This window comes from Allorhizobium sp. Av2 (genome assembly GCF_021462805.2).
In the GTDB taxonomy this organism is placed as follows: domain Bacteria; phylum Pseudomonadota; class Alphaproteobacteria; order Rhizobiales; family Rhizobiaceae; genus Allorhizobium; species Allorhizobium vitis_G.
This window is the reverse complement of record NZ_CP192696.1, coordinates 1546006-1564706: the sequence shown is the minus strand read 5'-3', so window position 1 is coordinate 1564706 and position 18701 is coordinate 1546006. Positions and strand designations below refer to the sequence as shown.

The 18701-nt window shown below is 58.4% G+C and carries 13 protein-coding genes; 2 read left to right on the top strand and 11 right to left on the bottom strand.

The window, feature by feature from the left end; translation table 11 throughout:
* Positions 1–6: 6 nt before the first annotated feature.
* From FS819_RS07535 to FS819_RS07520, 4 genes are all read right to left on the bottom strand, one after another.
* Positions 7–1104, bottom strand: a complete 1098-nt coding sequence (locus FS819_RS07535; RefSeq protein WP_272492750.1) for an ABC transporter ATP-binding protein — start codon at positions 1102–1104, stop codon at positions 7–9.
* Positions 1104–2048 (bottom strand): carbohydrate ABC transporter permease, encoded by a 945-nt coding sequence (locus FS819_RS07530; protein WP_234624415.1) that lies wholly within the window; start codon positions 2046–2048, stop codon positions 1104–1106. Before FS819_RS07530 ends, FS819_RS07535 begins: the two co-directional genes overlap by 1 nt.
* Positions 2041–2943: a carbohydrate ABC transporter permease gene (locus tag FS819_RS07525; RefSeq protein ID WP_156547708.1), complete on the bottom strand. Its 903-nt coding sequence runs from the start codon at positions 2941–2943 to the stop codon at positions 2041–2043. Before FS819_RS07525 ends, FS819_RS07530 begins: the two co-directional genes overlap by 8 nt.
* Positions 2944–3138: 195 nt before the next feature.
* Entirely contained in the window at positions 3139–4374 is a 1236-nt protein-coding gene (locus tag FS819_RS07520; RefSeq protein WP_156547709.1) for an ABC transporter substrate-binding protein, read from the bottom strand.
* A 419-nt stretch (positions 4375–4793) separates the two neighbouring features.
* Between FS819_RS07520 and FS819_RS07515 the strand changes: the two genes are divergently transcribed.
* On the top strand, positions 4794–5858 hold the full coding sequence (locus tag FS819_RS07515) for a LacI family transcriptional regulator (RefSeq protein WP_156547710.1): 1065 nt from the start codon (positions 4794–4796) through the stop codon (positions 5856–5858).
* A 35-nt stretch (positions 5859–5893) separates the two neighbouring features.
* On the opposite strand, the gene FS819_RS07510 is transcribed toward FS819_RS07515, so the two are convergent.
* The 6 genes from FS819_RS07510 to ccoG form a co-directional block, all read right to left on the bottom strand.
* The gene (locus FS819_RS07510) at positions 5894–6745 is read right to left on the bottom strand and encodes an MBL fold metallo-hydrolase (RefSeq protein ID WP_156547711.1); all 852 of its coding nucleotides are present in this window, start codon (positions 6743–6745) and stop codon (positions 5894–5896) included.
* A gap of 74 nt (positions 6746–6819) precedes the next feature.
* Complete coding sequence (gene gnd, locus FS819_RS07505; RefSeq protein WP_156547712.1) at positions 6820–8250, bottom strand: NADP-dependent phosphogluconate dehydrogenase; 1431 nt, start codon at positions 8248–8250, stop codon at positions 6820–6822.
* A 260-nt stretch (positions 8251–8510) separates the two neighbouring features.
* On the bottom strand, positions 8511–8660 hold the full coding sequence (gene ccoS, locus FS819_RS07500; RefSeq protein WP_015916125.1) for a cbb3-type cytochrome oxidase assembly protein CcoS: 150 nt from the start codon (positions 8658–8660) through the stop codon (positions 8511–8513).
* Positions 8657–11020, bottom strand: coding sequence for a cation-translocating P-type ATPase (locus FS819_RS07495; RefSeq protein ID WP_156547713.1), 2364 nt, complete (start codon positions 11018–11020; stop codon positions 8657–8659). The genes ccoS and FS819_RS07495 overlap by 4 nt, the downstream gene beginning before the upstream one ends.
* A complete protein-coding gene (locus FS819_RS07490; protein WP_156547714.1) occupies positions 11017–11511 on the bottom strand; it encodes a FixH family protein in 495 nt (164 codons plus the stop codon). The genes FS819_RS07495 and FS819_RS07490 overlap by 4 nt, the downstream gene beginning before the upstream one ends.
* Positions 11508–13094 carry a cytochrome c oxidase accessory protein CcoG gene (gene ccoG / locus FS819_RS07485; RefSeq protein WP_156547715.1) on the bottom strand — a complete coding sequence of 529 codons (1587 nt, stop codon included), beginning with the start codon at positions 13092–13094 and terminating at the stop codon, positions 11508–11510. The genes FS819_RS07490 and ccoG overlap by 4 nt, the downstream gene beginning before the upstream one ends.
* 185 nt (positions 13095–13279) lie before the next feature.
* On the opposite strand from ccoG, the gene FS819_RS07480 reads away from it, so the two are divergent.
* Positions 13280–15745: a heavy metal translocating P-type ATPase gene (locus FS819_RS07480; RefSeq protein ID WP_156547716.1), complete on the top strand. Its 2466-nt coding sequence runs from the start codon at positions 13280–13282 to the stop codon at positions 15743–15745.
* A 123-nt stretch (positions 15746–15868) separates the two neighbouring features.
* Here the strand turns inward: FS819_RS07480 and gyrA are convergent, their stop codons facing one another.
* Entirely contained in the window at positions 15869–18661 is a 2793-nt protein-coding gene (gene gyrA / locus FS819_RS07475; protein WP_156547717.1) for a DNA gyrase subunit A, read from the bottom strand.
* Positions 18662–18701 lie beyond the last annotated feature (40 nt).

Here is an 18701-nt window from a genome sequence, read left to right as displayed (position 1 = left end):
GGGGTGTCAGAGACGCGTTTCCGTCTCGGCGTCGAAAATCGATGCGACGGACATGTCGAAGGCAAGTTTGACCTCGCTGCCGGGCCGGTAGCGCCTCGTCCCGGCAATGCGCACTGACAGCACCTGTCCCGCCAGCTTCAGCCAGAGGAGGTTATCGGCGCCCATTGGCTCTTCAATGTCAACGAGAGCTGGATGCGCCTCCTCGCCCGGACCGATATCGCCGTCCACGGCGATGTGTTCGGGACGAGCACCGAGCACGACCTTTCGTCCGGGCAGGAGCGTGCTATCGGCCTGATAGCCGGTCAGGCCGAAATCGACGCCGCCGGAATGAAACACCACAGCACCATTGTTTTCGCGCAATTCGCCCTTGAAGAAATTCATCGACGGCGAGCCGATAAAGCCAGCCACGAACAGGTTCTTTGGCCGGTTATAGATGGTCATCGGATCATCCAGCTGCTGGATGACACCGCTTTTCATGATGGCGATCCGGTCAGCCAGCGTCAGCGCCTCGATCTGGTCATGGGTAACGTAGATCATCGTGTTTTTCAGCGATTGATGCAGCCGCTTGATCTCAACGCGGAGTTCGGCGCGCAGCTTGGCATCGAGATTGGACAGCGGTTCGTCAAACAGGAAGACATCGACATCGCGCACCAGCGCCCGGCCAATGGCCACACGCTGGCGCTGGCCCCCAGAAAGCTCGGCTGGCTTGCGCTTCAGCAGCGGACCGATTTGCAGGATCTCGGCGGCGCGCGCCACCCGCTTGTCGATTTCGGTCTTCGGCATTTTCGCCACCTGCAAGCCAAAGGACAGGTTTTTCTCCACAGTCATCTGCGGATACAGCGCATAAGACTGAAACACCATGCCGATGCCGCGATCCTTGGGTTCTTCCCAGGTGACGTTCTTGTCCTTGATGAAGATCTGCCCTTCGGAGACATCGAGAAGCCCGGCTATGCAGTTGAGCAGCGTGGACTTGCCGCAGCCGGACGATCCCAGCAGCACCAGAAATTCGCCATCGGCAATATCGAGATTGAGATCTTTCAGCACCGTGACGGCGCCGAAATTGAGCGAGAGATCACGTATGGAAACACTTGTATTCATCGGCATTATCCCTTCACGGCGCCCGCGGCGATACCGCGCACGAACAGGCGTCCGGAGACAAAATAGATAAACAGCGGCACAGCGCCGGTTAAAATCGTTGCGGCCATGTTGACGTTGTATTCCTTCACGCCCTGAACCGAATTGACGATATTGTTGAGCTGCACCGTCATCGGGTAATATTCCGGGCGGGTGAAGACGACGCCAAACAGGAAGTCGTTCCAGATACCAGTGACCTGAAGGATCATCGCCACCACGAAGATCGGCAGCGACATTGGCAGCATGATCCGCAGATAGATCTGCCAGAACCCTGCCCCGTCGATCCGGGCCGCCTTGAACAATTCCTCCGGCAGCGAGGCGAAATAGTTGCGAAACAGCAGCGTCAGGATCGGCATGCCGAAAATCGTATGGACGATGATCAGGCCTGTCAGGCTGCCATAGATGCCGATTTCGCGCAGCACGATGACGATCGGATAGATCATCACCTGATAGGGAATGAACGCGCCGATCACCAGAATGGAGAAGAACAGTTCAGCCCCCTTGAAGCGCCAATTGGCCAGCGCATAACCGCTGACGGAGGCAATGGCGATCGACACCGCGGTCGAAGGCACCATGATGCGCACCGAATTCCAGAAACCGCGCGACAGGCCGTCACAATTCAGCCCGGTACAGGCCTGGCTCCAGGCTTTCACCCAGGGCTCGAAGGTGATTTCCATCGGCGGCGAGAAGATATTGCCCATCCGAATTTCCGGCATGCCCTTCAGCGAGGTGACGACCATCACGTAAAGCGGCAGCAGGTAATAGGCGGCGGCCACGAACAGAATGCCGTAGAGCATGATATTACGGCGCGACAGCATGGGCTTTGGTTTGCGGCCCACAGGCCCTTCGCCAAGGCGTGATGCCACAGGACGCACAGCGGAAGCCTGCGTGTTGAGAGCGGAATGGTCAGCCACGTTTGCGCCCTCCAAATTCCAGATAGGCCCAGGGAATGATGATGATGGCGACGGTCACCAACATCATAGTCGAAGCGGCAAAGCCCTGCCCCAGGTTTTGCGCCTGGAACATATAGTCATAAACGTATTTGGCAGGCACTTCCGAGGCGATGCCGGGGCCGCCGCTGGTTTGCGCCACCACCAGGTCATAGACCTTGACGATACCGCTGGTGATAATGACAAGCGTGGTGATGAACACCGGTCGCATCATCGGAATGATGATCAGCAGATAGGTTTTCCAGGTCGGAATGCCATCGACCCGCGAAGCCTTCCAGATGTCTTCGTCAATACCGCGCAAGCCAGCCAGCATCAGGCACATCACCAGGCCGGTGCCTTGCCACAGACCCGCGATCAGAATGCCATAGATCACCAGTTGCGGATTATAGAGCGGATCGAAGGTGAAGCTGGGAAAGCCCATGCTGCGCACCACCGACTGCACGCCAAATTCCGGGTTCAGCACCCATTGCCAGACAAGACCAGTGACAATGAAGGATAGCGCGAAGGGGTAGAGGAAGATCGTGCGAAACAGGTTTTCAAAACGGATTTTCTGATCCATCAGCGCGGCCAGCAGAAAGCCGATCACCAGGCTGAAAATCAGCGAGAAAAAGCCGTAGACGGCCAGATTCTGGATCGAAATCAGCCAGCGCGCCGAAGACCACAGCCGATCATACTGATCGAGACCAACGAAATTCAGCCGGGGCAGAAGCTTTGAATTGGTAAAGGAATAGACCACGGTCCAGATGCTGCCGCCGAGAAAAATAACGACAGCAACGAGGATCATGGGAATAGAGGCAATCTTGGCGTTCAGGTTGCGAAACAACCGAACCGGTCTTTTGTTTTGGCCAGTGGCCATCATCAGAGTACCCTCCTCTGTACACAGCCATCCTCTCCTATGCCGGGAAACATCCAGCCGGTGGAGGCCTTGAGCGAAACCGGAAGCCATGGCGAAGCAACACGCCGCCATGGCTCTGGACGATGTTGAAGCGCATGTCCCGCAAGTGAAATTTGGCCTTGCGCCAGAGAATGCCTAAAACAATCAGATCCGGCAGGCTCAGTCCGCGTCGCTGATGATATCGGCGAAGCGCTTCTGTGCGGCGTCAGGTGTCATCGATGGATTGGCAAAGAATTCGGAGAACAGGTCCTCCTTCTGCTTTTGCGTATCGGCAGACATCAGCTGGTCGGTGCTGGCCAGGACATTGCCCTTGGCAAGAATGTCCAACCCCTTCTTCATGCAGTCATTGGCCGTTCCCAGATCGACATCGCCGCGGATTGGCAGCGAGCCCTTCTTCAGGTTGAAGGCCACCTGGGTTTTCGGATCGACAATGGTCGCTGCCAGGACTTCCTGCGCCTTGGACTTATCCTTGTCCTTTAGCAACGGGAAATAGAAGGCATCGCCACCCGCCGTCAGATAACCGTTGAGACCGAGACCCGGCAGGCAGCTATAATCCTTGCCCGCCACCTGTCCGGCCAGCTGGAATTCACCCTGCGCCCAATCGCCCATGATCTGGCCGCCAGCCTTGCCGGTGATCACCATATTGGTGGCCTGGTTCCAATCCTGGACATTGCTGCCCTTCGACATTTTACGGGCATCGTCCGCCGCCTTGAAAATGGCCGCGAATTCAGGACCGCTGATCGTCGCTTCGTCCTTGTCTTGGTAGACCTTGAGATAAAGATCCTTACCACCAAGGGAAATCAGCAGGGTATCGAACAACCCGCTGGTCTGCCAAGGCTGGCCGCCCAGCGCCAGCGGCTGAATGCCGGCCTTCTGCAGGGCAGGTGCTGCGGCAACAAACTCATTCCAGTTTTTAGGGGTCTCGACACCGGCCTTCTTGAAGGCGGCATTGGATAACCAGAGCCATTGCCAGGAATGAATATTGACCGGCGCGCAATAGATCTTGCCGTCAATAGTGCAGCTATCCAGCAGGCTTGCGGGCTTGATCACGTCTTTCCAGTGGCCCTTGGTGGCCACATCCGTCAAATCACGCATCAAACCGGCCTCCACCAGCTCCTGCGCCTGACGTCCATGGTTGAACTGGGTCGCCCCCATCGGATCACCACCGGTGATGCGGCTGATCATGATCGGTCGGGCGGTGCCGCCCGATCCGGCGATAGCGCCGTCGATCCATTTGTTGCCGGTCGCGTCAAAAGCCTTTGCCAGCTCCTTGACCGCAGCCGCCTCTCCCCCCGAAGTCCACCAATGGGTCACTTCCAGATCGGTCGCGCTGGCCATGCCGAGCGGCAAGGCCACAGTGGCTGCCAATGCAGCCGCAATGCACCGAATTATCATTGAGTCTCCTCCCTCACTGAAACGTTGCCGGAAAAACCTAAGTCAATCTTCTTGAGGACGCAACCGGGAATTAAAAATTTTTTATTCAGTTTTTTTGCACCTGAAACCGCGTCTACTAGAAAACACAAAAAACACCCTGAAAATCAGGATTCATCGCATTGCATTCTGATTTTTTGGGCTGTTTTTTCTCAATAAATAGATTTTTCTTCGCAATTGCGAAATCGCTTGATGCGACGCAATACCTGTATTGATTGTAATTCTTACGAAGAAATCCTCCGAATTAGCTCTCGACATTTTTACTGTATCGTTTCAGAATTTAGAACGCATTGACCTTTTGTCCGGTGACAGTTCCCGTCACAGGCCTCCTTGCCGAAACTGAGTATTGGAGTGTAGGAATAGACTTTACTGGCGGACATTTCATGAATGATGAGCGAAGACCAGGCCCGATAACGGCCCCACATACCGGAGCCTCACATCCAGGGGGCGCGCATGAAGGCAAGGGCGAACGCCCTACCCTCAAGACCATTGCCTTCCTGACCGGGCTTGGCATTACCACGGTATCGCGCGCGTTGAAGGATGCGCCGGATATCGGCGCCGATACCAAAGAGCGGGTGCGGATGGTGGCGCGGCAATTGGGCTATCAGCCCAACCGTGCGGGGGTGCGTCTGCGCACTGGCAAGACCAATGTCATCGCCCTGGTGCTCAGCATCGATGAAGAAATCATGGGCTTCAGCAGCCAGATGGTGTTTGGCATTTCCGAAGTCCTGTCAGGCACGCCTTACCATATCGTTGTCACCCCTCATTCCCACAGCAAAGACCCGATGCAGCCGGTCCGCTATATTCTCGATACCGGTTCTGCGGATGGGGTGATCATTTCACGCACCGAACCCGACGATGCCCGTATCAAGCTGCTGACAGAGCGTGGCATGCCGTTTGCCGCCCATGGCCGCACGGCATCCGGCCTGATCCATCCCTTTCACGATTTCGACAATGAGGCATTCGCCAGCCAGGCGGTGGAGCGGCTGGCTGAGCGTGGCCGCAAGCGGATCGCCTTATTGCCGCCGACCGAAAAGCTGACCTATTACCGCCATACCCGCGATGGCTTTTTGGCGGGCATCCGTCAGGCCGGTGCCACAGAAGTGCCGGTGTCCGTCAATATCGATGGATCGCTCGAGGAGATCCGCAACGCGATAGAAACACTGATGCGCTCACCAGAGGCTCCAGACGGAATCATCTGTTCTTCCAGCAGCGCCGCGATCGCTGTCAACGCCGGGATTGATGCCGCCAACAAGAGGCTGGGCCTGGATGTTGATCTCGTATCCAAGCAATCAGTGCCGATCCTCAAATGGATACGTCCTGAAATCATCACCGCCAATGAGGATGCGTTGATGGCGGGACGCGAACTCGCCAAGGCGGTGATTGCCAGCATTGATGGCGTGGAGCCGCATCTGCTGCAAAGCATCAGCCAGCCTGTGTGGTCCTGAACCATTCAGCGGCCAACAAGAATCTTGGCCGTTGATCAGAACGGGATACAAACCCCGTCCCGGGCTATGACCAAAGGTCCATGCCAGACGGTAGAAAGCGCACGGCACCAATCCGCCTCGCCAAACGCCGGATCATCGGCAGGAATGAGATGATTGAGCACGAGCTTTTTCACACCTGCGGAGCTCGCCAGCCGCCCGGCATCTTCGGCAAGCGTGTGCGACGCGTAGAGATGCTCTCGCAGGCGAGCGCCATTGCCGGTTCGGGCAACGATGCTGTCCACGCCCTCCGGCAACATGGCCTCATGAACGAGAATGTCGGCCTCGGCTGCAAACTGTGCCAGCGGCGGAAAATAGGCCGTATCGGACGACAGTACGACCGTCTTTTCGCCGTAGGAAAACCGCAGGGCAAAGCATTCTGTCACGGGTGGATGGTCAACGCGCAATGCCGACACCGTCAAGCCGTTTTCTACAAAAATCGGCCCTTCGCCATATTCGATGATGGTAATCAACTCCGCCGGATCAGGCCTGCCCTCATCTTCGATTCGCGTGCGGATGTCATAGTCAAGTGAGGCGAGAAACCCCTGCCATAGCTGCTGTGTACCCAAAGGCCCATAGACGAGCACCGGCTTTTCAAGCCCCGTCGTCCAGGCCGTATGGAGAAGCCCACCAAGCTCCAATATGTGATCGGAATGGAGATGGGTAATGAATACAAGATCCAGTTCTTTCAACGACATACCCGTCTCCACCACCCCGCGTGTTACGCCAAGGCCGCAATCGACGACAATGCGGCGTCCGCCGAGTGTCAGCAGCATTGATGTGGGATTGGGGCCGCCGGGGCGGATCGCCGGGCCGCCCTTGCTGCCCAGAATGACAAGATGATCGTTCATCGAAACAACGCCCTTAAAAAAGCCCCGCTGCGGTGAAGCAGCGAGGCGTTGATTTCCTTGCAAAACCGTTGGGATCAGTAGATCGCCGCGCCGCTGCCCCAGGGGCCGTGCGGATAATCCTTGCCGTCCACCCGCGCAAAACCGTGGGCGCCGAAGAAGTCGCGCTGCGCCTGGATGAGATTGGCAGTGCCGCGACCGCGACGGTAGCTGTCAAAATAGGACAGCGCCGAGGAAAGGGCCGGAACCGGCAGACCGGAAAGCGCTGCGTAGGAAACGACGCGGCGCAGTGCTGCATCGCTATCCTTGACCATTTTCGAGAAGGCGGGCGTGACGATCAGGTTGGCCACGTCAGGGTCCTTGGTAAAGGCCGAGGTGATCTCGTCGAGGAATTGCGAGCGGATGATGCAGCCTTCGCGCCAGATTTTCGCAATCGTCGGCATCGGCAGCGACCAGCCGAATTCCTTGGAGGCGGCAGCCATCACCGCAAAGCCCTGGGCATAGGCAGCGATTTTTGCCGCCAGCAAGGCGCTTTCCAGATCGGCCAGGAAAGCCATGCCGTCATGGGGCTTTTCAGTAGGCTTCGGCAGGCCGAAAATTGCTTCCGCCGCAACGCGCTCCTGCTTTTGCGAAGACAGCACACGTCCCGCCACGGCAGCCTCGATGCCGGTTGCGGCAATGCCGAGATTCTGCGCTTCGATCACCGACCATTTGCCGGTGCCTTTCTGGCCCGCGGCATCGACGATGACATCCACCATCGGATTGCCTGTAATTGGGTCCTTGGCCTTCAGCACCTTTTCAGAAATTTCGATCAGGTAGGAATTCAGGCGCCCCTTGTTCCACTGGCCGAACACATCGCCGATTTCGCTGGCCGACATGCCAAGCCCATCACGCAGGATGCCATAGATTTCGGCAATCATCTGCATATCAGCATATTCGATGCCGTTATGGATCGTCTTGACGAAATGGCCAGCACCATCGTTGCCGAGCCAGGCCACGCAGGGGTCGCCATTGAACTTGGCAGAAATCGAGGTGAGAACCTTCTCGACCCGCTTCCAGCTTTCTTCCAGGCCGCCAACCATGATCGAAGGACCGTGACGCGCGCCTTCCTCACCACCGGAAACACCCATGCCGATAAAGGTCAGGCCGCTATCCTTCAGATTGTCGAACCGGCGGATCGTGTCACGGAAATTGGCATTGCCCGCATCGATCATGATGTCATTGGCCGAAAGATGCGGCTTGAGCAATTCCATCTGCTGATCGACGGCGTCACCGGCCTTGATCATGATGATGATCGGGCGTGGCGGGCGAATGGCCGCGACAAACTCCTCAATCGTATCGCAGCCGATGATATTGCCAGCAAGGTCGCCTGCCTCGCCAATGAATTCATGCGTGCGCGCTGATGTCCGGTTGAAGACCGCGATGCGGTTGCCTTTCTCGGCAATATTGAGCGCCAGGTTCGATCCCATGACGCCAAGGCCGATCAGTCCGATTTCCGCCTGCTGCATAACCATGCTCCATTTCATTCAACCAAAAACTTCAGCGCTGTTTTGGCACTCCTTGGGCAGGGGAGCAAGATGCAACATGAAACGGCATGGACAAGGATGTGTGACGGCAGATGCATATACGGAGAGCCATTGAAAATGGCGATCGTATTGCATTTTCGAATATCTCAAGCCTTGGATGAATTTGAGATATTCGAATTTTTTGAAGGCGAGGATGCGTCAGCATCTTCGATGCCTTCGCAGAAATGATCACAAATCAACGATCAAGGATGGTCGTCGTCGTCGGTGATCACCCGCCACGCCGCGCCATCCATATCCTCATATTGGCCGCTTTTCAGCGACCATAAAAAGGCGGCAAGGCCGATGCCCCCCATCAGCAGGGCGATGGGAATGAGATAGATCAGCATGTTCATGCGGCTATTCCCAGCGGTTTGCGGCTCGATGCCGGTTCAAGGGCATGGGCGTCGGTCTTGCGGGTAAATCTGCCCAACCCGTTCAGCCGCAACGCATTGGCGACCACGATGATCGAGGAGGTCGACATGGCGACGGCGGCAATCAGCGGTGTCGCATAGCCCAGCAACGCGACCGGCACGGCCAGCACGTTATAGCCGATTGCCAGCGCGAAATTCTCGCGGATCAACTGCCCGGCCCGGCGGGAGACGTTTATGGCGAAAGGCACGGCATCGAGCCCGTCATGCATGAAGACAAAGTCGGCGGCTTGGCGCCCGACATCGGCTGCCGTGGCCGGTGCCATGGAGACATAGGCCGCCGATAGCGCCGGCGCGTCATTAATGCCATCGCCCACCATCAGCAGATGCTGCCCGGCCTCATCCGCTGACGCACAAAAGTTTGCCTTGCCGGACGGCGAAAGCTCCGCCTCTGCCGCATCCACACCAAGCCGTGCCGCAAGCGCCTTCACCACCGGCCTCCTGTCTCCCGATAGGATCGTGACCCTCATGCCCTCGGTTTGAAGCCCGGCAATAACTTCCGTTGCGCTGGGGCGAAGGCTGTCTTCGAAGCGGAAACAGCCGAGACTGTAACCGTTCAGCGAAAGAATGACTTCCGACAGAGCCGGACCATCGGCCTCACCCTTGCCTGAGCCGAGTGCAAAGCGGCGATTTCCGAGCCGGTAGCGCCCTTCCGGCGCGTCGGCCTCAACGCCGCTACCCGGAATTTCCGTCACACCGGAGAAATTGCGGATTGCCCCGGCTGCGTAATTGGACGAGGCGCTGCGCCACAGGGACTGTGACAGCGGATGACGGGAATGAGCAGCAAGCCCGGCGGCGATGGAGATCATGCCGGGGCTGGCCCTGTTGATATCGACGGGCATGGGACGGCCAAGCGTCAGCGTGCCGGTTTTGTCGAAGGCGACGGCATCCACCTTGGCCAGACGCTCCATGGCCGAGCCGTCCTTGACCATGATGCCGCGCTGGAACAGTTTTCCGGCTGCCACCACCTGCACGACCGGCACGGCCAGACCCAATGCGCAAGGGCAGGTAATGATCAGCACGGCAATCGCCACCATCAGCGCATGTTTCCAGTCGCCGTCATAAAGCCCCCAGACGAGGAAGGAGGTGAGAGCCAGCAGATGAACGACAGGCGCATAGAGCTGCGAGGCCCGGTCGGCGATGCGGCGATAATGCGCCTTGCCACCCTCCGCCGCCTCCATCAGCCGGATGATTTCCGACAGGAAGGAATCGCGTGCCTGCGCAGTCGCCTTGACCGTCAGCGATCCGGTGAGGCTGAGTGTACCCGCCTGCACGGCATCGCCGGGTCCGACGGTTTGCGGCGCACTTTCACCATTGACGATGGAGACATCGAGATCGCTGGCCCCGGCGATGACGGTGCCATCAAGCGCGATACGCTCGCCTGCCGAGATCGCGACATGTTCGCCAACCTTGATGTCATCGACTAGCCGATATTCCCGGCTGCCGTCTGCGCCGACAACGGTGGCACCGCGTGGATTGAGCCGCGCCAGACCGCTGATTGCCGAACGGGCGCGGTCGCGCATCATGTGGTCCAACGCCCGGCCGATCAGCAGGAAGAACAGCAGCGATGCCGTCGCATCGAAATAGGCATGTTCGCCGTGATGAATGGTTTCCCACAGCGACGAAAAATAGGAAAGCGAGATGCCGATGGCAATCGGCACATCCATATTGGTGCGCCGGTGCCGCAGCGCAGTCCAGGCCGATTGATAGAAGAACCGTCCGCCATAGATCAGGGCCGGGGCGGCAATCAATGCCGAAATCCAGTGGAACAGATCCCGCGTCGATGCATCCGCACCGGACCAGACGGAGACCGACAGCAGCATGATATTGGTGGCGGCAAAGCCGGTAACGGCGACTGCCCGGATCAATTGTTTCAAGAGCAGATCGGACGCCAGATCCTGGGGTGTGAACAAGTGGCAACTATAGCCGGCGGAAGCGATGGTGCGCGCAAGCTCCACCGGATCGAAGCCGCTATCGCACATAACCGGGCCTGCTTGCCTGTCGATGAACGGCCCCTCTTCAGCAATCCTTGCCCGCCAGACGACACCGACGCGCCGGGTTGAAAGGTTGACGCGGGCTCGCTCGACGGCAGGCAGACATTTTAAGGCCGTCTCGATTTTGGTGATGCAGGCGCCGCAATAGACGCCGGGTACGCTGAAATCCACCTGGGTCAATCCCTCGCCCAGATCCCGGCTTGCCAGTCGGATTTCCTCCGAGGATGGCAGCAGCGCCCCTGAGCGTTCCAGGTCGAGGGCCGCTTCCGAGCCCGCCGCGCAGCAACTCATTTTTCACCCCCGATGACAGCCATACGGTTGGCTTCATGCATGACCAGTTGCCCGTCACGCGTTGCAATGGTCTCGACGATCCAATGGCCATCATCGACAGGATGATCGCCGGTGAAGTGTCCGGGACCGGCTGGCTTCAGCATGACAGTGAAATCCTGATGTTCACCAACCGGGCGCTTGAAATTGGCGACCACCTGATCAGCAATGACAGGGCCCTTGCCGGGAATGGCAAGATCATAGGCAATCGCCCCCTGCTTTATCGTCATCGTCCCCTGGATGCCGGTATCCAGCAGCTTGCGGATTTGCGCCGTCGTGTCGTTGAATTGCTGGCTGGCGACATAGGTATTTTTCACCACCATGCCGCTCCAGCTATGGCCCGCATACCAGGCCATGGTCAGGTTGACCGTGATGATCACGCCGAAGAAGGAGCAGATTGTCGCCAGCATATGCCAGCCGGTGAAAACAAAAGGTTTTGGGCTCTTAGCACTCATTTCTTCTCTCCAGATCCGTTGGCCGGTCCGTTAAATGTCGCCTTATAAATGGCTTGCTCGCTGGAATTCGGATCACTGACGATAAAGCGGAATGGCTCGGAAGCCTCCGTCACGTCACGACCGGCAAGCGTGACGTAGATTTTCAGCGTGGTGGCCTCATCCGGTTCTGCCGTAACGGTCATCGACCGACTTGGCTGTTCCTGCATTCCATTGACCTTCATGGTGGCGTCGGGAAGGCCGTCCAGCGTGACCGTCAGATCGCGCGGTTGCGGGATCATGTTGAGCAGCCGCACCGTATAGCCATTTCGGATCGCGCCGTTCGATTCCAGCACATATTGCGGATTGCGGTCATGCAGCACGTTGATGTCCAGCCTGTCGCGGGTCATCAACGCAAACACCAGGCCGCCGCCGACAGCGGACCAGACAACTGTATATAGCAAGGTCCGGGGCCGGAAAATTACCCGCCAATCGAAATGCCTGATGGAATCGACAAAGCTGCCATCAGCCTTGCGAACCCGATCGGGATCGATTGGCCTTGTACCACTATCAGTCGCCAGCGCCATATTGGACTGATATTCCTCCAGTGTCGCATAGGCGATCAGCCCACGCGGCTTGGCAAGCTTATCCATCACCCCATCGCAGGCATCGATACAGAGCGCGCAGGTAATGCATTCCAGCTGCTGGCCTTCGCGGATGTCGATGCCCATCGGACAGACCACCACGCAGGCATTGCAATCGACACAATCGCCGACAGTCTCACCCGCTGCGGCGGCTTTCTTGGCATGGCGGGTCCGTGGCTCGCCGCGCCAGTCATTATAGGTCACGACCAGTGATTTTTCGTCCAGCATGGCGCCCTGAATGCGCGGCCATGGACACATATAGATGCAGACCTGCTCGCGCATCAGCCCGCCGAACACATAGGTCGTGGCGGTGAGGATGGCGACAGTGACATAGGCAACGCCAGCCGCCTGACCGGTAACAAACTCCTTCAGCAGGCTCGGCGCATCGGCGAAATAGAAGATCCACGCACCGCCAGTCAGCACGCCGATGATGATCCAGGTGACATGCTTGGCACCGCGTTTCCAGATCTTGGACGGGCTCCACGGCGCGCTGTCCAGCTTGATTCGCGCATTGCGGTCGCCTTCCAAAAAGCGCTCGACCACCAGAAACAGATCGACCCAGACCGTCTGCGGACAGGTATAGCCGCACCAGGCGCGCCCGACCGCGGATGTGACCAGGAACAGGCCAAACCCCGCCATGACCAGCAGGCCCGCGACAAAGAAAAACTCCTGCGGCCAGATCTCGATGAAAAAGAAGTAGAAACGCCGATGCGCCAGGTCAATCAATACCGCCTGGTCTGGGGCATAGGGACCGCGATCCCAGCGCAGCCATGGCGTGAGATAGTAAATCCCCAACGTAATGGCCATGATCAGCCATTTGAACTGCCGGAAACGGCCCGAAGCGCGCTTTGGAAAGATCTTCTTGCGGGCTTCATAGAGCGGCCTGCGAATTTTGGCGGAATTCACCGGCTCGGCGGTAAAACGCTCAACATCTGGTCGTGTCTCTATCCCATTGCTAGTCATAACGGCACCTCTCGTTGTCAGAGGTTTTTCACGTCCCGCCCTTTGTAACCTTGACTTAAGTCAAGCTGCGGCGATGCGCCTCAAACAGCAGCCCTCGCTACGATGAGATTTCTCCAGCTCACGCCTTGACCTTCCCATGGTGGGAAGCCTTATCTATGGCTGGCAGCCGGATAGGAACCAGACCGATGAATGCCAGCAACACCCTTGAAACCACCATCGCCATCGATGGCATGAATTGCGCCTCTTGCGTGCGGCGGGTCGAAAAGGCGATTGCCGCCGTGCCGGGCGTATCGTCTGCCTCGGTCAATTTGGCCAGTGAAAAGGCCAGCGTGCAGTTTTCGCAGCAGCCGGATCTCGCCGCCGTGCTGGCAGCCATTCAACAGGCCGGTTATGCGCCGCGTATCGAGACCCAGGAATTAGACATAGATGGCATGAACTGCGCCTCCTGTGTGCGGCGCGTGGAAAAGGCATTGGCCGCCGTGCCGGGCGTCAGTTTAGCTGCGGTCAATCTGGCAACCGAACGCGCCACCGTGACCGTCACCGCAGAGACGGATAGACAGACCCTCGTCGCTGCCGTGGAACAGGCCGGTTATCATGTTCGCAAGCCAGCCAGCCCGGAAGGGCTATCCGCCCCCGAACCCCTGCCCGACCGGCGTGCGGATGAGACACACCGCTTGACGCGGATGACTTTGATTGCCTTTCTCCTGACCCTTCCGGTCTTCATCATTGAAATGGGCTCGCACCTCATTCCCGCCCTGCATTCCTGGGTGATGAACACGCTTGGCATGCAGACCAGTTGGGTGCTTCAGGCCTTGCTGGCCGGGCTGGTGCTGTTTGGTCCTGGCCTGACATTCTTTCGCCGTGGTGTGCCAAACCTCATTCGCCTTCATCCAGATATGAACTCGCTGGTGGTGCTGGGCGCATCCGCCGCCTATGGCTATTCGCTGGTTGCCACGTTCACGCCGGGGCTGATGCCGCAAGGCACCGTCAATGTCTATTATGAAGCGGCAGCCGTTATCGTCACCCTGGTGCTGCTGGGGCGCACGCTGGAAAGCCGTGCCAAAGGCCGAACCAGCGACGCCATCAAACGGCTGATCGGTCTCAGCCCCAAAACCGCGCGGGTGATCCGAGACGGCAAACCTATTGATCTCGACATTGCCGCCGTTATCGTCGGTGATATCTTGGACATCCGTCCCGGAGAAAGGCTTCCTGTCGATGGCGTGGTGATCGAAGGCCGTTCCTTTATCGACGAATCGATGATTTCAGGCGAGCCGGTACCGGTGGAAAAGGCGCACGGTGACACGGTGACCGGCGGTACGATCAACAAAAACGGTGCGTTTCGGTTTCGCGCCACCAAGGTCGGCGCCGATACGCTTCTCTCCCAGATCATCCGTATGGTGGAAACCGCGCAAGGCTCGAAACTGCCGATCCAGGGCATGGTGGACCGGATAACCGGCTGGTTCGTTCCAGCCGTGATCGCGGCGGCTCTGCTCACCTTCATTGTCTGGCTCTTACTCGGCCCTGCGCCTGCACTTAGCTATGCGCTGGTCAATGCGGTTGCGGTGCTGATCATCGCCTGCCCCTGCGCCATGGGGCTGGCTACACCAACCTCGATCATGGTTGGCACCGGCCGCGCTGCCGAGTTGGGCGTGCTGTTTCGCAAGGGCGAAGCCTTGCAAAGCCTGCGCGATGTCACGGTCGTTGCTCTCGACAAGACCGGCACGCTGACCGAAGGCAGGCCGGAACTGACCGATCTGGTGGCGGCAGACGGCTTTTCCCGCGCCGACATTCTGTCCTTCGCAGCCAGCCTGGAGGCGCGCTCCGAACACCCGATTGCCAAAGCCATCCTGGCCGCTGCCGAGGCTGAACAAGCGCCTCGCCTGACTGCGACCGACGTTGTCGCAGAGCCGGGCTATGGTATCAGCGGCATCGTCTCCGGCCATCAGGTGCTTGTTGGTGCCGACCGGGCGCTGACCCGGCATGGCATCGATCTCTTCTCCTTTGCCGAGGACGCCGAACAGCTCGGTTTGGACGCAAAAACCCCGCTCTATCTGGCAATTGATGGAAAGCCTGCCGCTCTGATGGCCGTCGCCGATCCGATCAAGTCAAGCACACCGGCGGCCATCCGTGCCTTGCACGACCTTGGCCTCAAGGTGGCGATGATCAGCGGCGATAACCACCGCACCGCCGAGGCCATCGCCGCCCGACTCGGCATTGATACAGTAATTGCCGAAGTCCTGCCGGACGGTAAGGTGGCGGCGATTGCCAGCCTTCGCAAGGATGGAAGCAAGCTCGCCTTCGTTGGCGATGGCATCAACGATGCCCCGGCTCTTTCCGCCGCCGATATCGGCATCGCAGTTGGCACCGGCTCCGATATCGCCATCGAAAGCGCCGACGTCGTGCTGATGTCCGGTGACCTGCAAGGCGTGGCACGGGCTATTGCCATCAGCAAGGCGGTGATCCGCAATATCGGCCAGAACCTGTTCTGGGCCTTTGCCTACAATGTCCTGCTGATCCCGCTGGCGGCTGGTCTGCTCTACCCTGTCAATGGGACGCTGCTATCGCCGATCTTCGCCGCCGGTGCGATGGGATTGTCCAGCGTCTTCGTGCTGACCAATGCGCTCAGGCTACGCACGTTACGCCCGGCGTGAAGGCATGCTCTGCATCTGATAAACGAGAGCGGGGCAGATGCTTGTTACAATATTATCAGAATGCAGAAGGCCATGGCGCTTATAACGCCATGGCCTTCTGGTTTTTAACCTAAACGATATCCCTTAGGTCGCGCTCTCATCCGGCGTTGCCGTATCGGTGGCGACACCGTTGTCGGCGGTGGTCTCTGCACCGATCTCGCCATCCTCTTCGCCTTCCGGCTCATTGATACGCTCGACAGAGACGACCTTTTCGTCCTTGGCTGTGTTGAAGATCGTCACGCCCTTGGTGGCGCGGCTGGCGATGCGAATGCCATCGACTGGCACGCGGATCAACTGACCACCATCCGAGACCAGCATGATCTGGTCCTTGTCTTCGACAGGGAAGGCAGCAACCAGCTGGCCGATTTCTGCCGTCTTCGACGTGTCGGTGGCACGAATGCCCTTGCCGCCACGGCCAGATGTGCGGAAATCGTAGGACGACGAGCGCTTGCCGATGCCGCGTTCGGAGATCGTCAGCACGAATTGTTCGCGTGCCTTCAGCTCCTGATAACGCTCTTCGGTCAGATCGCCGATTTCACCCACCTCTTCACCAACCAATGCGATGTCGTCCTCATCCACGCCACTGGCGCGGCGCTCGGTAGCAGAACGCTTCAGATAGGCCGCACGCTGCCATGGCTCGGCATCGACATGGCTCAAGATGGTCATCGAGATGATTCGGTCATTCGGCTGCAAGGAAATGCCGCGAACGCCGATGGAATTGCGACCGGCAAACACCCTGACTTCATCGACAGGGAAGCGGATCGCCTGCCCCAAGGCCGTGGTCAGCAGCACATCGTCGTCAATCGTGCAGGTTTCGACGGAGAGGATCTCATCGCCCTCTTCCTCAAGCTTCATGGCGATCTTGCCATTGCGGTTGACCTGAACGAAATCGCTCAACTTGTTACGGCGCACGGTGCCCCGCGTCGTCGAGAACATCACGTCGAGATTATCCCAGCTTGCCTCATCCTCGGGCAGCGGCATGATCGTGGTGATCCGCTCGCCTGGCTCCAGTGGCAGCATGTTGATCAGTGCCTTGCCACGCGACTGCGGGGTGCCGATCGGCAGACGCCAAACCTTCTCCTTATAAACGATACCGCGTGACGAGAAGAACAGAACCGGTGTGTGGGTATTGGCAACAAATAGCCGGGTAACGAAATCCTCGTCCCGTGTCGCCATGCCGGAGCGGCCCTTGCCGCCGCGCCGCTGGGCGCGATAGGTGACCAGCGGAACGCGCTTGATATAGCCGAGATGCGAAACGGTCACCACCATGTCTTCACGGGCGATGAGATCCTCATCGTCCATGTCAGGACCGCCCTCCATGATCTGGCTGCGGCGTGGCGTGCCGAATTCATCGCGAACCGCGACAAGCTCATCGACAACAATGGTCTGGATACGAGTCCGAGACGACAAAATATCGAGATAATCGGAGATTTCCGCTCCGATTTTGTTCAATTCCTCGTCGATTTCGTCGCGACCAAGAGCTGTCAGGCGGGCAAGACGCAATTCGAGGATGGCGCGAGCCTGCTCTTCCGACAGGTTATAGGTGTTGTCCTCGTTGATCCTGTGGCGCGGATCATCGATCAGCCGGATCAGGCTTTCGACATCCGCTGCAGGCCAGCGGCGCTCCATCAACTGCTCGCGTGCTGTCTGCGGGTCCGGCGCCTGGCGGATCAACCGGATGACTTCGTCGATATTGGCAACGGCAATGGCGAGACCAACCAGCACATGGGCGCGGTCACGCGCCTTGCGCAACAGATATTTCGTTCGCCGGCTAATAACCTCCTCACGGAAGCTGACGAAAGCCCGCAGCATATCGAGCAGCGTCAACTGTTCCGGCTTGCCGCCATTCAGCGCCACCATGTTGCAGCCGAACGAGCTTTGCAGCGGCGTGTAGCGGTAGAGCTGGTTGAGGATCACGTCCGCATTGGCGTCACGCTTCAACTCGACCACGACGCGGTAGCCCTGGCGGTCAGATTCGTCGCGCAGGTCGGAAATGCCCTCGATGCGCTTATCACGCACCAATTCGGCCATTTTCTCGATCATCGTCGACTTGTTCACCTGATAGGGGATCTCGGTGATGATGATCTGCTCACGGTCACCGCGCATCGGCTCGATCCGCGCCACACCGCGCATGATCACCGAACCGCGTCCGGTCTCATAGGCGGAGCGAATGCCGCTACGACCTAGAATCAGCGCCCCGGTCGGAAAGTCTGGGCCTGGAATGATCTGCATCAGTTCCGGCAATTCGATAGCCGGGTTTTCAATCAGCGCGATACAGCCATTGATGACTTCGACCAGATTGTGCGGCGGAATATTCGTCGCCATACCGACCGCGATACCGCCGGCGCCATTGACGAGAAGATTGGGAAATTTCGCTGGCACGACGACAGGCTCGGACAGCGTGCCATCGTAGTTGTCACGAAAATCGACCGTGTCCTTGTCCAGATCGTCCAGCAGCGAATGCGCGGCCTTTTGCAGGCGGCACTCGGTATAGCGTTCCGCCGCTGGCGGATCGCCGTCGATGGAGCCGAAATTGCCCTGACCGTCGATCAGCGGCAGCCGCAACGACCAATCCTGCGCCATACGGGCCAGCGCGTCATAAATCGCCGAGTTGCCGTGCGGATGAAATTTACCCATCACGTCGCCGGTTACACGGGCGCATTTCACATATTTCTTGTTCCAGTCGATACCCAGCTCGGACATGCCAAACAGGATACGACGATGAACGGGCTTCAAACCATCGCGGACATCGGGAAGCGCGCGGCTAACGATAACGCTCATCGCGTAATCGAGATACGACCGCTGCATCTCCGTTATAATCGAAATGGGTTCGATATCGGACGGCATTTTGCCGCCGGGTGTGCTTTGCTCAGTCAAAACGGGTCACGCCTGTTAGAATCACTAGGGATTTTATAGC